The following is a 17,096-nucleotide window of genomic DNA, read 5'->3' as shown; positions in this document are numbered from 1 at the left end:
GACATGACCGAGATGACACCCAAGCCCACGCCGCGCTCGCCGCTCTGGATGAGGATCGCGCTGGCCGTTTCCCTTGCTGTCAACCTGGCCATCGTCGGGGTCGCGGGAGGATCGTTCTGGCGCGTGCATTCCGAGGGCGGGATGCGGGGCCCGGTGCGCGACCTGGGTTTTGGCCCCTTCTCCGAGGCGCTGGCGCCCGAGGATCGCAGGGAGATGCGGCAAGCCTTCCTCGACCAGCGGGGCGACTTCCGCCAGGTGCGCCGCGAGATGCGCGAGGATTTCCGCACGATGCTGGCGACCCTGCGGGCCGAGCCCTTCGATCCCGTCGCCCTGCAGGCCGTCCTCGACCGGCAGCAGCGGCGCGGGGCCGAGGCCGCGGCGCTGGGCTCGCGGCTTCTGGCAAGCCGGATCGAGGCCATGACCCCGGCCGAGCGTCGCGCCTTCGCCACCCGGCTCGAGGCGAGCCTGACCCGCAAGGGCCATCACGGCGAGCGCCACGAGGCGCGCGGGCGCGACTGATCCCCGCGCTTCTGTCGCACTGCGGCATCCCACGGGAGCCGCCGCGACGGCGCCAGCGCGACTCCTGGTTCGGCCGAAGGATCAGGCCACGGCGCTTCGCTCGATCGTGACCTGGTTCCGCCCGCCCGATTTCGCGATCAGAAGCGCGCTGTCGGCGCGGTTGACCACTTGATCCACCGTCTCGACCCGGCGCCCCCCGTCATCCAGCGAGAAGGCGAGACCGACCGAGATCGTCACCCGCAGGCTGCCGCCGCAGGGGAGGCTCACGGGCTGTTCCTCGATGGCCTCGCGCAGCCGTTCGGCCACCGCGCGGGCCTCGTCGGGACGCCGGACGTCGGGCAGAGCCACCAGAAACTCCTCGCCGCCGATCCGGGCGATCAGGTCGCCGGGGCGGAGGTTGGCGTGAAGCCGCCGCGCCACCTCGACCAGCACGGCGTCACCCGCCCCGTGGCCCCAGCGGTCGTTCACCGACTTGAAGCGGTCAAGATCGATCACCATCACCGCGAACCGCTCGCCGGCCGCCTGCGCCCTTTCGGCCACGGCCGCGAGATGCGCGCCGGCGTAGCGGCGGTTGTAGAGCCCCGTCAGCGGATCGACGACCGCAAGGCGCAGCCCGTTCTGCAGGGTGGCCCGCGTGGCGTCGGCCCGGCGCTTGCGGCGCAGGAGGTTCCTCAGCCGGAGCCGGGCCTCGCGCGGGTCGAAGGTCGCCGGCAGCAGGTCGTTCGCGCCGAGGTCGTAGGCCATCGCGGCGCCTTCGCCCGCCACCTCGCCCCGGACGATGCAGACGGCCGCGTGCCGCGTCCCCGCCCGGCTCCGCAGGTCGGACATGAGCCGCAGCCCGCCCCCGGGGCCGTCGAGGTCGGCATCGATCAGGAAGATGTCGGGGGTGGTGCCGCCCTCGGCCAGCGCCTCCTCGCGGCTCTGGACCAAGAGGCGGTCCGGCATCAGCGCCTGCAGCTCCTTCCGCCAGCGCATCGCAAGCTCGGTCCGGCCGGCGACCAGCGCGATCAACCCCGGTCCCTCGAAGGCCTCCGCCTGCTCGGCAAGGCCGAGCGCCCGGAGCGCCGCGCCGCGGATCGCCCCCTCTCCGGGCGTGTCGCGCAGCCGCATCAGCCGCCGCAGCCGCGCCATCAGCACCAGATCGTCCACCGGCTTGGCCATGTAATCGTCCGCCCCCTCGGCCAGCGCCTCGAGCCGGATCCCGGCATCGCGCGAGGCCGAGATCATGATCACCGGGATGTCGCGGGTGACCGGGTCCCTGCGCAGCCGGCGCAGCACCTCGATCCCGTCCAGGTCCGGCAGGCTGCAGTCGAGAAGGATGAGGTCGGGGATCTCCGCCCGCGCCAACGTCAGGCACGAGGCCCCGTCGCCCGCCAGAAGCGGACGGTAGCACGCCGCCGCCAGCTTGACCTTGAGGACGATGCGGTTCGTCGCAACATTGTCCGTAATAAGAACCTTCCCGCCCATTACGTTTGTATTCCTGCCTCGCCAGGCCCACAGATTGGGGCGGAAACGGTTAAAACTTCCTTTCGGATCTACCGTGGATGTGCTTTGACCGGGGCGCGCAGAATGACACGGGGGATCATCATGCGGCAACAAATCGCCGAGACGCTGGCGCTGGAGGCCCTCGGCTGGATCGCGGCCCAGGAGGGGTTGCTCGACGCCTTCCTCCACATGAGCGGCGCCACGATCGAGGATGTCCGCCGCGACGCCGGAAAGCCGGCCTTCCTGATCGGCGTGCTCGACTTCCTCATGGCGGAAGATGCCCGCGTCATGAGCTTTTGCGACGCGCATGGGCACGATTATGAGGCGCCGATGCGCGCACGCGCCGCACTGCCGGGCGGTAGGGCCCATCATTGGACATGATCCCGTTGCAAAGGTTTTGCAGCTTGCGCACTGTTTCCGCGCGTAGGGAGGACGCGACATGATCCACGGCATCATCTTCGACAAGGACGGCACCCTGTTCGACTTCCGCCGGAGCTGGGGGGCATGGTCCGCTCATCTGCTGCGCGAGATCGCCGCGGACGAGGGCCAGGCGCGCGGGCTCGCGGAGGCGATCGGATACGACATGGAGACGGGCGCCTTCGCCCCCTGGAGCCCGGTGATCGCCTCGACCGCCGACGAGATCGCCGACCGGCTTTTGCCGCTGCTGCCGGGCTGGGACAAGCGCGCGCTGGTGACACGGATGAACCTGCTCGCGGCCGGGGCAGAGATGTCCGAGGCGGTGCCGCTGGCGCCGCTGCTGGCCGCCTTGCGGGCGCGCGGGCTGAAGATCGGCCTGGCCACCAACGATTCCGAGGCTCCTGCGCGGGCCCACCTTGGCCGGCACGGGCTGACCGAGCTTTTCGACTTCATCGCGGGCGCGGATTCGGGCCATGGCGGCAAGCCCGAGCCGGGAATGCTGCTGGCCTTCGCCGACCGCGTGGGCATCGCGCCGGGCAATGTCGTGATGGTGGGGGACTCCGCGCATGACCTGCTGGCCGGGCGGGCGGCCGGCATGAGGACGGTGGCGGTCCTGACCGGAATCGCGGTGGCCGAAGAGCTGTCGGAACATGCCGATGTGATCCTGCCCGACATCGGCGGCCTTGCCGACTGGATCGACGGCCTCGCCGCCGCCTGAACCGCCCGCGCCTGAGCGGACGGCCGCCGGGCATCTGGAAGCCCGCGCCCGATCGGGTTAGCGTCGCGCTCGCGCGGCAGGCGCGCCGGAGCGGCGGAAGGCGATGGATCGGAACATGCGGCAGCGGCTGATGATGGCGGCGATGGGCGGGCTTGCGGGCCTCTGCCTGCATCTGCTGCTCGAGGTCTCGCAACAGAACCTCGTGCCCGAGCGGCTGGCGCTGGCGGCGACCGGCTTTGCCGCCGTCTTCTTCGGCGGCTGGCTGAGCCTGACCGGCCCGCTGCCCGTGCGGCGCGCGGCGTTGGGGGCAGGGGCCGTCGCGGCGGTCGTGACCTTCTTCCTTCTGCTGACGAGCCTGCGCTTCGACGGGACCAGCGCCATGTTCGACACGGGCGGCAGCGTCCTGCCGGTGCTGGTCCTGGCGCTGGTCCCCTTGCCCTTCCTCGTCGCGCAGGCCAGCGGCCACTGGCGCGACTATCCCACGCTCTTCACCGCCGCCTGGACCATCGTGGTCCGCATGGCGGCGGCCTGGCTGTTCACCGGGCTCGTCTGGGTGCTGATCCTGCTGTCGGATGCGCTGCTCGAACTGGTCGGCGTGAACCTGATCGGGAAGATCACCCATTCCGAGGTGGGGCCCTGGCTCATCACCGGCCTGTCGCTGGGCGTGGCCCTGGCCGTGGTGATGGAGTTCGCCGACCTGATCTCGCCCGCGCTGGTGCTCAAGCTGTTGCGGCTGGTGCTGCCGCCGGTGCTGCTGGTGATGGTCCTCTTCATCCTGGGCCTGCCCGCGCGCGGCTTCGACACGATCATCGGCAGCGTGCCCGTCGCGCAGACGCTGATCGTCATGGCGGCGACGGCGGCGCTTCTGGTGACGACGGCCGTGGACCAGAGCGACGCCGAGGCCGTGCAGGGCGCCTTCATGCGCCGGGCGACCCAGGCGCTGGCGCTGATCCTGCCGGTGCCGGCGGTGCTGGCCGGCTGGGCCCTCTGGCAGCGGGTGGACCAGTTCGGCTGGACGCCCGAGCGGCTGGCCGGGGCGGTGGCGGCCCTCGTCGCGCTGGCCTACGGGGTGATCTACGCCGGGTCCGTCCTGTCGGGCCGCCGCTGGATGGAGCGGATACGCTCAGGCAACATGATCATGGCGCTGGCGCTGCTGGCGGCGGCCGCGGCCTGGCAGTCGCCCCTGCTCGACGCGACCCGCATCTCGGCCCGCGACCAGCTGGCGCGGGTTCTCGACGGCCGGACCGGGCTGGCCGATCTTGATCCCTACACCATCGGCCGCTGGGGCCACGAGGGGGCCTCGGCCCTCGAGGCCCTGCAGCGCAAGGCGTCCGAGCCGGGTCAGGAGGCGCTGGCCGACCGGCTCATCCATCCGGCCGTGCCGGGGCGGGAGAGGGCGGCCGAGGATCTCTCGGTCGAGATTGCCAACCTGATGGAGGTCCGGCCCTCGGGCAAGGAGGAGATGCGCGAGGCCATCGTGGCGCGGCTGGCTCCGGCCGAGCGGAGGCTCTGGCGCGACGCCTGCCGCCAGAGCCTGCCGGATGGCCGGCCGGGCTGCGTGATGGTGGTGGGCGACTTCCTGGCCGAGCAGCCCGGCGACGAGGCGCTGGTGCTGATGCTCCGGCGCGGCGGTCTCGACATGGCGGCCTTCTCTCTGCGCGACGGGCTGCTTGAGGCGCTGTCGGTCCATTCCATCGGCCGGGGCGACTGGGGCGAGGCGGCCGAGCTGATCGCGGCGCAGCTCGACGGCGCGCCCGACATCGCGCCCGCGCCCGTGAACCGGCTGAGGCTCGGCGACACCTCGGTGATCCTGGTCCCCTGAGCCCCTTCGCCATTTGTTAACGGCGCGACGCTAGGCTTCCTGCCGACAAGGGGGTGCGGTCCATGCATGGCTTGGTGAACAGGGCGCTCGAGTGCTTTCTGCGCGACACCTACAGCCCCGCGCTCTGGGCCGAGGTGGCGCATGGCGCGCGGCTCGGCTTCGGCAGCTTCGAGCCGATGCTGATCTATGACCTCTCGCAGACAGAGGCCGTGATCCTGTCCGCCGCCTCCCGGCTCGACCGCCCGCGCGAGGCGCTGCTCGAGGATGTGGGGACCTATCTCGTCTCGCATCCCACGACCGAGCGGCTGCGCCGCCTGCTGCGCTTCGGGGGCGTGACCTTTGCCGATTTCCTGCATTCGCTCGACGATCTGCCCGACCGTGCCCGCCTCGCACTGCCCGAGCTGGAACTGCCCGACCTGCGGCTGACCGCCACGGGGCCGCATCGGTTCCGTCTGGTCTGTGCCTCGCCGATCGCGGGAATGGGGCATGTGATGCTGGGCCTGCTGCGGGCGATGGCCGACGATTACGGCGTTCTGGTGCTGCTCGAACATCGCGGCCAGAGCGCCGAGGGCGAGGTCGTGTCGATCGCGCTTCTCGATGCGGCCTTCGCCGCGGGCCGGCCGTTCGATCTGGCGGAGCGTCTGGGCTGATGGGGGCCGCGGCGACCGGGATCGGCATTGGCGCGGGCGGGCTGGACCTGCTGATGCCCATGCATCTGCGGCTCGATCCGTCGGGTGCCATCTCGGGCTGCGGGCCGACGTTGCGCAAGCTGTTCCCCGAGCCTCCGCTGGGCCGGCCCTTCTTCCATCTCTTCGAGGTGTGCCGACCCGCGGGCATCGAGACCACGTCCGCCCTCTCTGCCCGGTCCGGCACGCGGCTGCATCTGGCGGCCCGCAACGGCAGCGGCGTGTGCCTGCGCGGCGTGGTCACGCCGCTGCACGACGGGCGCGGCCTGCTGCTGAACCTCTCCTTCGGGATCTCGGTGCTCGAGGCCGTGCGCCGTCACGGGCTGACGAACGGCGATTTCGCGGCTACCGACCTGACGGTGGAACTGCTCTATCTGGTCGAGGCCAAGACCGCCGTCACCGAGGAACTCCACCGCCTGAACCGTCGGCTCGAACAGGCGCGCCGCGCCGCCGAGGAAGAGGCGCTGACGGACGAGTTGACCGGCCTGCGCAACCGACGCGCTCTCGATCAGGCGCTCGAGGCGGCGATCCTGACGCGCCAGCCCTTCGGGCTGATGCATCTCGACCTCGATTTCTTCAAGGAGGTGAATGACAGCTTCGGCCACGCCGCGGGCGATCATGTGCTGCGAAGCGTGGCGCAGGTGCTCGCGCGCGAGACGCGCTCGGGCGATACGGTGGCGCGGATCGGCGGCGACGAGTTCATGATGATCTTCCCCGGTGTCGCGGATGCCGAGCGTCTGAGGAAGGTTGCGCGCCGGATGATCGCCGAGGTGGACAAGCCGATCCTGTTCGAGGGCCGCCCCTGCCGCGTCGCGGCCAGCATCGGCATGACGCTCTCGGTGCTCCATGATCCGCCGGAACCGGCCCGGATCCTCGCCGATGCCGACGCCGCGCTTTATGCGGCCAAGCGGGCGGGCAGGGGGGTGGCGGTCATGCGACAGGTCGGAGGCCGGCGGCCGGCCGGCGCGCAGCCCGGCCCCTAGCCGTGCGCGCCTGAGGCTTGTGCCGCCTCGTCCGTTGCAGGCCGGCCCGCGCCCTCGCTCCACCAGACCGGCATGGCGGCAAGCTCGGCCCAGATCCGCCCCGCCTTGCGCAGCGATCGGCTGTCCCCGCCTTCGCCTGCCTCCGCCCCGCCGAGCATCGCAAGATCGTTCAGATGGCCCAGCTCGTCCTGCAGATCCTTCATCCGATCGAGGAAGGTTTCCTGGGGCTCTCCCGGCCAGACCGGGCTGAAGAACTCGGCCGTGTAGCGCATCGTCTTGAGATCCTTGCGCAACTCGTGGCGCGCCTCATCCGGCATCGCCTCGAGGTCGATGCCGTGCGACAGGCAGGTGGCCCAGGCATCGCCCAGGGCACGACCGCCGATCAGCGCGGCCGGCGCCTCGGCCAGCACCTGCGCGCGGCGGCCGCCACGCGTCCAGCCCTTCCCCGCGAGCGTCTTGCCGAGCTTCGGCGTGAAACAGACCGCCTTGCGCTTCTTCAGCCGCTTGCGCACCTTCTGCCGGATACGGTCCGTCCGCTCGGACTCCTTGCCCCGATGGTCGTCCCGCACATCGGCATCCCGCAGATCGCCGATGATGCGAAACAGGTCGCGCGCCCGTCGGCCGGACTTCCGCGCGAACTTCGGAGCGAGGATCGGATCGAAGGCCATCAGGGCCGTTCGCAGCCGCCGCAGGGCCACGCGCGCCTTGTGCGGGCCCTCGGGGTCGTCCGTCTCCATCATCCGGGCAAGATGGGCGTCAAAGGCCGAGCAGCACTCCTCGGCGACCTGGCGCAGCATGGCCTCGGCCGTCCCGCAAGCGGCCTCTTTCTCTTCCATGTCGCGCGCCATCCGTTCCTCCTCTTGCACCACCGACCCTCAGCCCCGGAAGATCCGCAGCGTCGCCATCCCGGCGTCGGCCAGATCCATCACCCGGGCAAGATAATGCTCGCGTGCGACAAATCCGCGACGGCCCGAGCCGGTGAACTCGTCCTCGAGCGCGTCGATCAGCCGGTTCAGGCGCCGCTGGTGGATGCCGAGCCAGCTCTGGACCGGATCGGCCAGGACGCCGGCGAAGGCCGCGAACACCGAGCCCGCCAGCATGAGGGCGACCACCACCGCGACGGTCTGAAGCGGCGAGGCCACCGCCGGAAAGAGCCCGAGCCAGACCGACCCCAGCATGCCGCCCAGTGGGAACGCGGCCAGCGCCGCCTGATGGGCCAGGATCGCCGAAAGCGTGGGCGCAAGCGAGAGGACGCCCGGGGTCAGCGTCTTGAAGGCAAGCGCCCCGGCGCCCAGGGTGCTGACGGCCGTTGTCATCTCGGCCACGGCCGACCGGGTGCCGGTGTAGTCGCCGAGCCGCGCCGCCACCCGCGTCTCGACCCCCGCCTCGAGCCGCTGCCGGATCAACGGGCGCAGCGCAGGTTCGGCCAGCAGCGCCTCGGCCAGCGCATCGCGTGACGAGGCGCGGCCGCACGGCAGTTCCAGCAGGTCCACGACGATCCGGCGCTCGGTCTCGCGGGCGACGGCGGTGGGCAGCAGGATGCGCCGGGCGCGGAGCCAGCACGCCACCCCGCGCGCACGAACGGCATCGGCCGCCAGCGCGCCCAACCGCGTCGCGATGAACAGCGGAGACAGCGCCACATTCAGCGGCGCCTTCAGGATGTCCCAGCCGAGGGCGTGGCGATGCAGCCCCAACGTGCCGACGAGCCCGAAGTTGCGGCGGACAAAGCCCGGCACCTTGTCGCGGCGGCGGCGGAAGTAGCTGCGCCCCGCCCCGATCAGCGCAGCCTCTGTCTCGGCATCCATCTCCGGCTCTCCTTCCCGAGTGGGAGAGATGGGAGGCGCGCCCTGACGCCGCAAGCGTCAGGCGAGCCGCACTTCCTCACTGGTGCCATCCAGCGCCATGAGCCAGCCGCGCACGGCCAGTTCGGGATGGCGCTGCTTCACGGCAAGCGCAAAGGTGCGCATCATCTCGGTGTGGACCAGCGTCTCCTTGTCGGGCGTGTCCACCGCCTCTTCGCCGAGCGCGAGCTTGTAGGCGCCGCAGTCGCGGTGATCGAGGACGATGACCTCCTCGATGTGGTGGAGTTGGATCGCCACGTCGAGATGCGACCAGAAGGTCGAGCGCCAGGCGGCGAAGCGGTCGCTGATCGCGCCGAGCGACGCGCCGGCCAGGGTGACGTGGTCATAGGCGTCATGCAGGCCCTTGTCCTCCATGAAGCGCACGAAATCGTCCACCAGCCGGTAATCCATGCACGAGAGCATCAGCGCCCGGGCCTTGCCCGAGGCTGCTGCGGGCGTGCCGGCGAGCAGACCGGCGCCGGCTCCGGCCGCCGCGAGCCGCATGAACTGCCGCCGCGCGATCGCGCCGTCGCGGGCCTTGGTCGAACATCCTTCACACATCGTTTGCCACCTTTACGATCCCGACGGCCCTGCGGCCGCATCCTGTGCCTCTCGCTATGCACGATCCGGTGCGGCGGGCAAGCTTTGGGTTGACGCCCCCCTGCGGCATCGCATTAGCCTTTGCAAAATGACAAGAAGGAGCCTGCCTTGGACGTCGCCATCTTCAGCGCCAAGCCCTATGACCGCCAGTTCCTGACCGCCGCGAACGAGGACCGTCACCGGCTGGCCTTCATCGAGGCGCGCCTGTCCGAAGAGACGGTGCGCTTTGCGGGCGGGGCCGAGTGCATCTGCGCCTTCGTGAACGATCAGGTGACGGCGCCCGTCGTCACCGAGCTTGCCGCGGCGGGGACGCGGCTGATCGCGTTGCGCTCGGCCGGCTTCAACCATGTGGATCTGGTGGCGGCCGAGGCTGCGGGCCTGACGGTCGGGCGGGTGCCGGCCTATTCGCCCCATGCGGTGGCCGAACATGCGGTCGCGCTGATCCTGACGCTGAACCGCAACACGCACCGCGCCTTCAACCGTGTGCGCGAGGGCAATTTCGCGCTCGAGGGGCTGCTGGGGTTCGACCTGTGCGGAAAGACGGTGGGCGTCGTGGGGACGGGTCTCATCGGGCGCACCTTCGCGGGCATCATGCGCGGCTTCGGCTGTCGGGTGATCGCCTCCGACCCCTATCCGTCCGACGAATGCGCGGCCATGGGCGTGACCTATGTGCCGCTCGAGCAGCTCTTTGCCGAGGCCGACATCATCAGCCTGCAATGTCCCCTGACGCCCGACACGCACCACCTGATCGACGACCGCGCCATCGGGCTGATGAAGCGCGGGGTGATGATCGTGAACACGAGCCGCGGCGCCGTCGTCGATGCAAGCGCGGTGATCCGGGGCCTTAAGAGCGGCGTGATCGGCGGGCTCGCCCTCGATGTCTATGAGGAGGAGGCCGATCTCTTCTTCGAGGATCTCTCGCAGAAGGCCATCCAGGACGATGTCTTTGCGCGTCTCCTGACCTTTCCGAACGTGCTGATCACCGGCCATCAGGCCTTCTTCACCCGCGAGGCGCTGACCGGCATCGCCCGGACGACGATCGACAACATCAACGCCTTCGAGGACACGGGCCGCGTTCTTCATCCCGTGCTGGCGCCGCGCTGAGGCGCGGCATCCGCAGGATTCTCGGATCGGCAGCGGCGCCCCGCTGATCCGCCGGGGTTGCCGGTTGCAGCGGTCGGACAAGTGGGGCAAAAAGGGCCATCGGCGTCCGATGCGCCAGAATCCATGGACCGCATCCGGTGGCACTGGCTCTCCATCTGATAAACAGTTTCGCCATGATGGGCGCGATCGCGCTCATCTATGGCGGGGTCCAGCGACTCGGCTGGTCGCGGCCCGCGCGGCATGTGCTGCTGGGCCTGGCCTTCGGCTTCGGCGCAAGCGTGCAGATGATGCAGTCGCTGACGCTGGCTCCCGGCATCATCGTGGACAGCCGGGCGCTCTTCATCGGCTTTGCCGGGGCGTTTCTCGGCCCGCTCGGGGCGATGGTGGCCCTCGTGTCGAGCGCCATCCTGCGCATGTCGTTCGTGTCCACCGCCTCGCCGGTCATTGCCATCGTCTCGATGTGCGTCGCCGCCCTCATGGGCTCGCTCTGGCCGCCCGTGCGGAGCTGGCTCGGTCTCGGAGACCTCGGCGGGCTCGTGCTGCTGGCTGCGATGATCTCGCTGCCGCTCGTCGTGCTGGCGTGGCTGCCGGTCGACCCGGAACATTCCCGCCTGATGATCGGGATGATCCTCGTCCTTCTCAATCTGGCGGGGGCGCTTGTCTTTGGCACGCTTCTGCAGCGGGAACGGTCCGCCGCGCAGCGTGAGCGGGCGCTGGTCGCCGAAACGCAGACGGACGCCCTGACCGGCGTGCTGAACCGGCGCAGCTTCGAGCGGCGGTTTTCCGATGCGGACGGCCTCGCCGGGTCGCGGGGGACGGGCCTGATGATCGTGGACATTGACCATTTCAAGCGCGTGAACGATGTCCATGGCCACGAGGCGGGCGACATCGTGCTGCGCGCCGCGGCCACCCGCCTGCGCAATGCGGTGCGGCCCGGGGACAGCGTGATCCGGCTGGGCGGCGAGGAATTCGCGGTGCTTCTTCCCGACGTGGATGCGCAGGAGGCCGAGCGCGCGGCGCATCGGCTGCAGCGGATGCTGACGATGAACTGCCGGATCGACGAGGCGCGGCGCGTGGACATCACGGTAAGCATCGGCGTGACCCATCTTCCGCCCGGAAGCGCCGCCCTTCCCGTGGCCAGCCGCACGGCCGACGGCGCGCTCTACCGCGCCAAGAGCGACGGCCGGGCGCGGGTCGTGTTCTGCCCCTGCACCTGAGCCACCCCGGTCATTCGCGCTTCGCGGATGACGGGATCAGCCCCGCGCCTCCTTGACGGACTCCATCGCCACATGGGTCGAGGTGGAGGCGACGAAGGGCAGCGTCGAGAGTTTCTCGCCCAGCACGCGGCGGTAGTCCTGAATGTCGGCGGTGCGCACCTTCAGCAGATAGTCGAAGCGGCTGGCGATCATGTGGCACTCCTCGACCTCCGGCACCGCGAGCACGGCACGGTTGAACGCCTGCAGCGCCGTTTCGCGCGTGTCCGACAGCTTGACCTCGACATAGGCCACATGCGCGAGGCCCATGCGGATCGGGTCGAGCCGCGCGCCGTAGCCCGTGATGACGCCCGCGGCTTCGAGCCGCTTCATCCGCGCCTGCGTCGGCGACTTGGTCAGCCCGATGCGCCGGGCCAGCTCGGTCGCGCTGACGCGGCCGTCGGCGGCCAGAACCCGAAGGATCGCGCGGTCGAAACGGTCGAGTTCCAGCGCCATGCGGCCTGCCTTGCATTCTACATTCAGCCGATCCGGCCGCCCATCTTCGAAAATCAGGACGAACGGCTTTCGGTTGCAGGATAATCTAGGCGAAAGAGGAGTTCCCGTCCATGCTCGCCGCCGTCCCGCAGCCGCCCCTGAGCGACCGCCCCACCGAGGCCGACCTCGTCGCCCGCCTGATCGCCGAGGCCGATCTCGATGCCGAGGCCCGTGCCCGCATCGTGGCCCGCGGCGCGTCGCTCGTCCGCCGCATCCGCCAGGGCTCTCGCCCCGGCCTGATGGAGGGGTTCCTCGCGGAATACGGCCTCTCCACCGACGAGGGGATCGCGCTCATGTGTCTGGCCGAGGCGCTGCTGCGGGTGCCCGACGCCGACACGATGGACGCGCTGATCGAGGACAAGATCGCGCCGTCCGACTGGAACCGCCATCTCGGGCGATCGGCCTCGAGCCTCGTGAATGCCTCGACCTGGGCGCTGATGCTGACGGGCAAGGTGCTTGACGACCGCGAGCCGGGGGTGGCCGGGCATCTGCGGGGGCTCATGAAGCGGATGGGCGAGCCGGTGATCCGGGCGGCCGTGGCGCGCGCGATGAAGCAGATGGGGCGGCAGTTCGTGCTGGGCGAGACGATCGAGGACGCGCTCGACCGCGCGGCCGAACTGGAGGGCAGGGGCTACAGCTACAGCTACGACATGCTGGGCGAGGCCGCGCGGACCGAAGCCGATGCGCGGCGCTATCATCTGGCCTATTCGCGGGCGATCACCGCCATTGCCGCGGCCGCCCGCAGCCGCGACATCCGCGACAATCCGGGGATCTCGGTCAAGCTCTCGGCGCTTCATCCGCGCTACGAGGTCGCCAAGCGCGCCCGTGTCATGGCCGAGCTGGTGCCGCGCGTCACGGCGCTGGCGGGGCTCGCACGGGCGGCGGGGCTGGGCTTCAACATCGACGCGGAAGAGGCCGAGCGGCTGGACCTCTCGCTCGAGGTGATCGAGGCCGCGCTGTCCGAGCCGTCGCTGGGCGGCTGGGACGGGTTCGGCGTGGTGGTGCAGGCCTACGGCCGCCGCGCGGGCGAGGTGCTGGACCGGCTTTACGGGATGGCCGTCCGGTTCGATCGCAAGCTGATGGTGCGGCTGGTGAAGGGCGCCTACTGGGACGGCGAGGTCAAGCGCGCGCAGGTGCTGGGGCTGGAGGATTTCCCGGTCTTCACCCGCAAGATGGCGACGGATGTGAGCTACATCGCGCAGGCCCGCAAGCTCTTCGCGATGTCGGACCGGATCTATCCGCAGTTCGCCACCCACAATGCCCACACGGTCGCGGCGATCCTCGAGATGGCCGAGGGCCGCCCGTTCGAGTTCCAGCGCCTGCACGGCATGGGGGAGCGGCTGCACGATCTGGTGCTGGCCGAGGAAGGGACGCGCTGCCGGATCTATGCGCCGGTGGGCGCCCACCGCGATCTGCTGGCCTATCTCGTGCGGCGGCTGCTCGAGAACGGGGCGAACTCGAGCTTCGTCAACCAGATCGTCGATGAGAGCATCCGCCCCGAGGCGGTGGCGGCCTGTCCGCTGACCGCGATGGAGGGGATGACGCCGGTGCCGAATCCGGTGCTGCGCACGGGCTCGGATCTCTTTCCGGGGCGGCGCAATTCGCGCGGCTTCGATCTCGCCTCTGAGGCCGATCTCGCGCTGATCGACAGCGCCCGCGCCCCGCACCAGACGGCGCTGTTCGACGCGCGGCCGTTGCTTGCGGGCTCGCTCGCCGGCGGCCAGCGGCGCGAGGTGGCCAATCCGGCGACGGGCGCGCGGGTGGGCAACGCCATCCCGGCCAGCCTGCCCGATGTCGAGGCGGCGCTGCACCATGCGGTGCCGTGGGAGGCGCGCCCGGAAGATCGGGCGGAGGTCCTGCAGCGCGCAGCCGACCTGTACGAACAGGCGTTCGGCCCCATCTTTGCCCTTCTCGCGCGCGAGGCCGGCAAGACGCTCCCCGATGCGGTGGGCGAGCTGCGCGAGGCGGTCGATTTCCTGCGCTACTATGCGGCCGAGGGCGCAGCGCTGGACGGGGCCCCCCTCGGTACGGTTGTCTGCATCAGCCCGTGGAACTTCCCGCTTGCGATCTTCACCGGCCAGATCGCGGCCGCGCTGATGGCGGGCAACGCGGTGCTGGCCAAGCCCGCGGAACAGACGCCGCTGATCGCGGCGCTGGCGGTCGAGCTTCTGCACCGGGCGGGCGTGCCGACCACCGCGCTCCAGCTTCTGCCGGGCGAGGGGGGAACGGTCGGCGCGGCGCTGACGCGCGATCCGCGGGTGAAAGGCGTGGTCTTCACCGGCTCGACCGAGACGGCGCTGGCGATCCGGCGGTCGATGGCGGAGCATCTCGATCCGTCCGCGCCGCTCATCGCCGAGACGGGCGGGCTGAACGCGATGATCGTCGATTCGACCGCGCTGCCCGAGCAGGCGGTGCGCGACATCCTCGCCTCGGCCTTCCAGTCGGCGGGCCAGCGGTGCTCTGCCTTGCGCTGTCTCTACCTGCAGGAGGATGTGGCCGAGGGCGTGCTCGAGATGCTCTTCGGCGCGATGGACGAGCTTCGGCTGGGCGATCCGTGGGATCTTGCGACCGACGTGGGCCCCGTGATCGACGCCGAGGCGCAGGCCGGCATCCGCGACTGGATCGCCACGGCGCGCGCCGAGGGGCGCGTGCTCAAGGAACTGCCGATGCCCGAGGGCGGCACCTTCGTCGGGCCCACGGTCATCCGGGTCGCCTCGATCCGCGAGATGGGGCGCGAGATCTTCGGGCCGGTCCTGCATGTGGCGACCTTCCGGGCCTCCGGGATCGACCGGGTGATCGAGGAGATCGAGGCCACCGGATTCGGGCTGACCTTCGGCCTGCATTCGCGGATCGACGACCGGGTGCAGACCCTCGTGGGACGGCTGCGGATCGGCAACATCTACGTCAACCGCAACCAGATCGGCGCGGTTGTGGGCAGCCAGCCCTTCGGCGGCGAGGGTCTGTCGGGCACGGGGCCCAAGGCGGGCGGGCCGTCCTACCTGGCCCGGCTCCGTGCCCGGCCCGCACCGCCCTCGATCGGAGCGGGTGCCGATCACGAGGCGGGCGAGGCCGAGGTGCAGGCGGCGCTCGACCGGCTGGCCGATGAGGTGGGCCTGTCGCTCTCCACCCATGTCCTGCCGGGGCCCACGGGCGAGTCGAACCGCCTGTCGTGCCTTCGCCGCCCGCCGCTCCTGTGCCTCGGGCCGGGGGCAGAGGCCGCGCGGGCGCAGGCCGAGGCGGTCCGGGCCCTCGGCGGGCTTGCGATCGAGGCGCCGGGTCTGCCGGCCACGGCGCTCGGGCGGCTTGGCGGCTTTTCGGGGGCGCTGCACTGGGGCGGGGCCGAGGAGGCCCGGCCCCATGCGCTGGCCCTCGCGGGGCGGGCGGGGCCGATCCTGCCGTTGATCGGAGGGTTGCCGGACGACGCCCATGTGGTCGTCGAGCGGCATCTGTGCGTCGACACCACCGCATCTGGGGGCAATGCCGAACTGCTCGCGGCCGCCTCGGCCACGGGCTGAGGGCTGCGCCGGTCGGTCCTGCCGCCGCAGCCCCGGCGTCGGGGCGGCCCATCCCGGCTTGACGCCGCGCCGCGGATCGGGAACGCTGCGCCATGTTCCCCATCCGCGACCACAATCCCTCCGGCCGCACGCCCTATGTCACCTACGCGCTGATCGCGGCGAACGTCCTGATCTTCCTGCTGATGCATTACGGCGCCCCGTCACGGCTGGCGCTCGAGGCGGCCTTCTTCAACTGGGGTCTTGTCCCGGCCGAGCTTCTGCAGGGCACGGGTTACGAGGGGATCTTCACCTCGATGTTCCTGCACGGCGGCTGGGCGCATCTGCTCGGCAACATGCTCTTTCTCTACATCTACGGGGACAATCTCGAGGATGTGATGGGCCACGGGCGCTTTGCGGGCTTCTACCTCGCCTCGGGCCTTGCGGCGGCGGCCGCGCAGGTGCTGGCCGATCCCTTTTCGTGGATCCCGATGGTGGGCGCCTCGGGGGCCATTGCGGGGGTGATGGGGGGCTACCTGCTGCTCTTCCCGCGGGCGAGGGTCGATGTGCTGATCATCATCGTGATCTTCTTCCGCATCATCCCGGTGCCCGCCTTCCTGCTGCTCGGGCTGTGGTTCCTGTTCCAGATCATCTCGGGCGTGGCGGTGCCGACCGATCAGGGCGGCGTCGCCTACTGGGCCCATGCGGGAGGGTTCGGCGCGGGCATCCTGCTCACGCTGCCCTTCTGGCTCGCCCGTGGCGGTCCGGCCTTCTGGCGGCGCACGCACGGGCTGCCGCCCCATCCCCAGACGGCGCTGCCGCGATCGCGCGTGCCGCTGGTGCGCAGGCGGAAATGAGGCGCCGCCTCATTCGCCCCGGATGATCTTGCGGAAGGGCTCGAACAGGTTCTGGTTGCCGCAGATCAGCGAGCCGTCGATCGGGTTCTGGTCCTGGCGGATGCCCGAGATCAGGCCACCGGCCTCGCGCACGAGCACCACGCCCGCCGCCACGTCCCAGGCGCTCACGCCGCGCTCCCAGTAGCCGTCGTAGCGCCCCGCCGCCACGTAGGCGAGGTCGAGCGCGGCCGAGCCCCAGCGCCGCACGCCCGCGCAGGCGGGCATCAGCCGCGCCAGATCCTGCAGGGTCGCGGGCAGGGTGGGACGACCGCCGAAGGGCACGCCGGTGGCAAAGATCGCCTCGATCATGTGGCGCCGGCCCGAGACGCGCAGGCGGCTTTCGTTCATCCAGGCGCCGGCGCCCTTCTCGGCCCAGAACATCTCGTCCTTGGCGGCGTCGAAGATGACGCCCGCCACGATCTCGCCCTTGTGCTCGAGCGCGATCGAGACCGCCCAGTGCGGCAGGCCGTGGAGGTAGTTCGTGGTCCCGTCGAGCGGATCGACGATCCAGCGGCGGGTCGGATCCTGTCCGGCCGTCTCGCCGGTTTCCTCGCCCAGCCAGCCGTAGGTGGGGCGGCCGCCCATCAGCTCCTCGCGGATGATGCGCTCGGCCTCGCGGTCGGCCTTCGAGACGAAGTCGCCGGGCCCCTTGGCGGAGACCTGAAGGTTCTCGACCTCGCGGAAGTCCTTCACGAGCGAGCGCCCCGCCTTGCGGGCCGCCTTGATCATCAGGTTGAGGTTCGCGCTGCCTTGCATCCGTCCGGCTCCATCCGTTCAAGGGCGCTG

General features: G+C 70.7%; 16 protein-coding genes. 10 read left to right on the top strand and 6 right to left on the bottom strand.

All coding sequences use genetic code 11. The features are described 5' to 3' along the window. Positions 1-3: 3 nt before the first annotated feature. The gene (locus LV780_RS10620; protein ID WP_108220319.1) at positions 4-519 is read left to right on the top strand and encodes a periplasmic heavy metal sensor; all 516 of its coding nucleotides are present in this window, start codon (positions 4-6) and stop codon (positions 517-519) included. Between the two features lie 81 nt (positions 520-600). Here LV780_RS10620 and LV780_RS10615 read toward each other — a convergent pair whose 3' ends face one another. Next, positions 601-1,986 carry a diguanylate cyclase gene (locus LV780_RS10615; protein WP_108220320.1) on the bottom strand — a complete coding sequence of 462 codons (1,386 nt, stop codon included), beginning with the start codon at positions 1,984-1,986 and terminating at the stop codon, positions 601-603. Positions 1,987-2,106: 120 nt separating this feature from the next. Between LV780_RS10615 and LV780_RS10610 the strand changes: the two genes are divergently transcribed. From LV780_RS10610 to LV780_RS10590, 5 genes are all read left to right on the top strand, one after another. After that, positions 2,107-2,385, top strand: a complete 279-nt coding sequence (locus LV780_RS10610; protein WP_044248246.1) for a DUF3572 domain-containing protein — start codon at positions 2,107-2,109, stop codon at positions 2,383-2,385. Positions 2,386-2,443: 58 nt separating this feature from the next. Continuing rightward, positions 2,444-3,139 carry an HAD family hydrolase gene (locus LV780_RS10605; protein ID WP_011909296.1) on the top strand — a complete coding sequence of 232 codons (696 nt, stop codon included), beginning with the start codon at positions 2,444-2,446 and terminating at the stop codon, positions 3,137-3,139. Between the two features lie 103 nt (positions 3,140-3,242). Beyond that, a complete protein-coding gene (locus tag LV780_RS10600; protein WP_108220321.1) occupies positions 3,243-4,961 on the top strand; it encodes a DUF4153 domain-containing protein in 1,719 nt (572 codons plus the stop codon). A gap of 62 nt (positions 4,962-5,023) precedes the next feature. Continuing rightward, positions 5,024-5,611: a heme NO-binding domain-containing protein gene (locus LV780_RS10595; protein WP_011909294.1), complete on the top strand. Its 588-nt coding sequence runs from the start codon at positions 5,024-5,026 to the stop codon at positions 5,609-5,611. Further along, positions 5,611-6,630 (top strand): sensor domain-containing diguanylate cyclase, encoded by a 1,020-nt coding sequence (locus LV780_RS10590; RefSeq protein ID WP_108220322.1) that lies wholly within the window; start codon positions 5,611-5,613, stop codon positions 6,628-6,630. Before LV780_RS10595 ends, LV780_RS10590 begins: the two co-directional genes overlap by 1 nt. Here the strand turns inward: LV780_RS10590 and LV780_RS10585 are convergent. From LV780_RS10585 to LV780_RS10575, 3 genes are read right to left on the bottom strand one after another with little or no spacing between them, the layout of a single operon-like run. Beyond that, positions 6,627-7,478, bottom strand: coding sequence for a CHAD domain-containing protein (locus tag LV780_RS10585; protein WP_108220323.1), 852 nt, complete (start codon positions 7,476-7,478; stop codon positions 6,627-6,629). The genes LV780_RS10590 and LV780_RS10585 overlap by 4 nt on opposite strands. Positions 7,479-7,505: 27 nt before the next feature. Then, positions 7,506-8,435 (bottom strand): DUF6635 family protein, encoded by a 930-nt coding sequence (locus LV780_RS10580; protein WP_108220324.1) that lies wholly within the window; start codon positions 8,433-8,435, stop codon positions 7,506-7,508. 57 nt (positions 8,436-8,492) lie between these two features. After that, positions 8,493-9,032 (bottom strand): carbonic anhydrase, encoded by a 540-nt coding sequence (locus LV780_RS10575; protein WP_108220325.1) that lies wholly within the window; start codon positions 9,030-9,032, stop codon positions 8,493-8,495. 147 nt (positions 9,033-9,179) lie between these two features. Here LV780_RS10575 and LV780_RS10570 point away from each other — a divergent pair, with 147 nt between their 5' ends. Next, on the top strand, positions 9,180-10,175 hold the full coding sequence (locus LV780_RS10570) for a 2-hydroxyacid dehydrogenase (RefSeq protein WP_011909289.1): 996 nt from the start codon (positions 9,180-9,182) through the stop codon (positions 10,173-10,175). 137 nt (positions 10,176-10,312) lie between these two features. Continuing rightward, a complete protein-coding gene (locus tag LV780_RS10565) occupies positions 10,313-11,392 on the top strand; it encodes a GGDEF domain-containing protein (protein ID WP_181318457.1) in 1,080 nt (359 codons plus the stop codon). A 36-nt stretch (positions 11,393-11,428) separates the two neighbouring features. Here LV780_RS10565 and LV780_RS10560 read toward each other — a convergent pair whose 3' ends face one another. Then, positions 11,429-11,884 carry an Lrp/AsnC family transcriptional regulator gene (locus LV780_RS10560; RefSeq protein ID WP_011909287.1) on the bottom strand — a complete coding sequence of 152 codons (456 nt, stop codon included), beginning with the start codon at positions 11,882-11,884 and terminating at the stop codon, positions 11,429-11,431. A gap of 110 nt (positions 11,885-11,994) precedes the next feature. Between LV780_RS10560 and putA the strand changes: the two genes are divergently transcribed. Both putA and LV780_RS10550 read left to right on the top strand, forming a co-directional pair. Then, positions 11,995-15,438, top strand: a complete 3,444-nt coding sequence (gene putA, locus LV780_RS10555; RefSeq protein ID WP_108220326.1) for a bifunctional proline dehydrogenase/L-glutamate gamma-semialdehyde dehydrogenase PutA — start codon at positions 11,995-11,997, stop codon at positions 15,436-15,438. A 92-nt stretch (positions 15,439-15,530) separates the two neighbouring features. Then, complete coding sequence (locus tag LV780_RS10550; protein WP_101341289.1) at positions 15,531-16,271, top strand: rhomboid family intramembrane serine protease; 741 nt, start codon at positions 15,531-15,533, stop codon at positions 16,269-16,271. Between the two features lie 9 nt (positions 16,272-16,280). Here the strand turns inward: LV780_RS10550 and LV780_RS10545 are convergent, their stop codons facing one another. Then, positions 16,281-17,066, bottom strand: coding sequence for an inositol monophosphatase family protein (locus LV780_RS10545; protein WP_011909284.1), 786 nt, complete (start codon positions 17,064-17,066; stop codon positions 16,281-16,283). Between the last annotated feature and the right edge of the window lie 30 nt (positions 17,067-17,096).

The organism is Cereibacter azotoformans, assembly GCF_021391315.1.
Classification (GTDB): Bacteria; Pseudomonadota; Alphaproteobacteria; order Rhodobacterales; family Rhodobacteraceae; genus Cereibacter_A; species Cereibacter_A azotoformans.
This window is presented reverse-complemented; position numbering and strand designations above follow the sequence as displayed.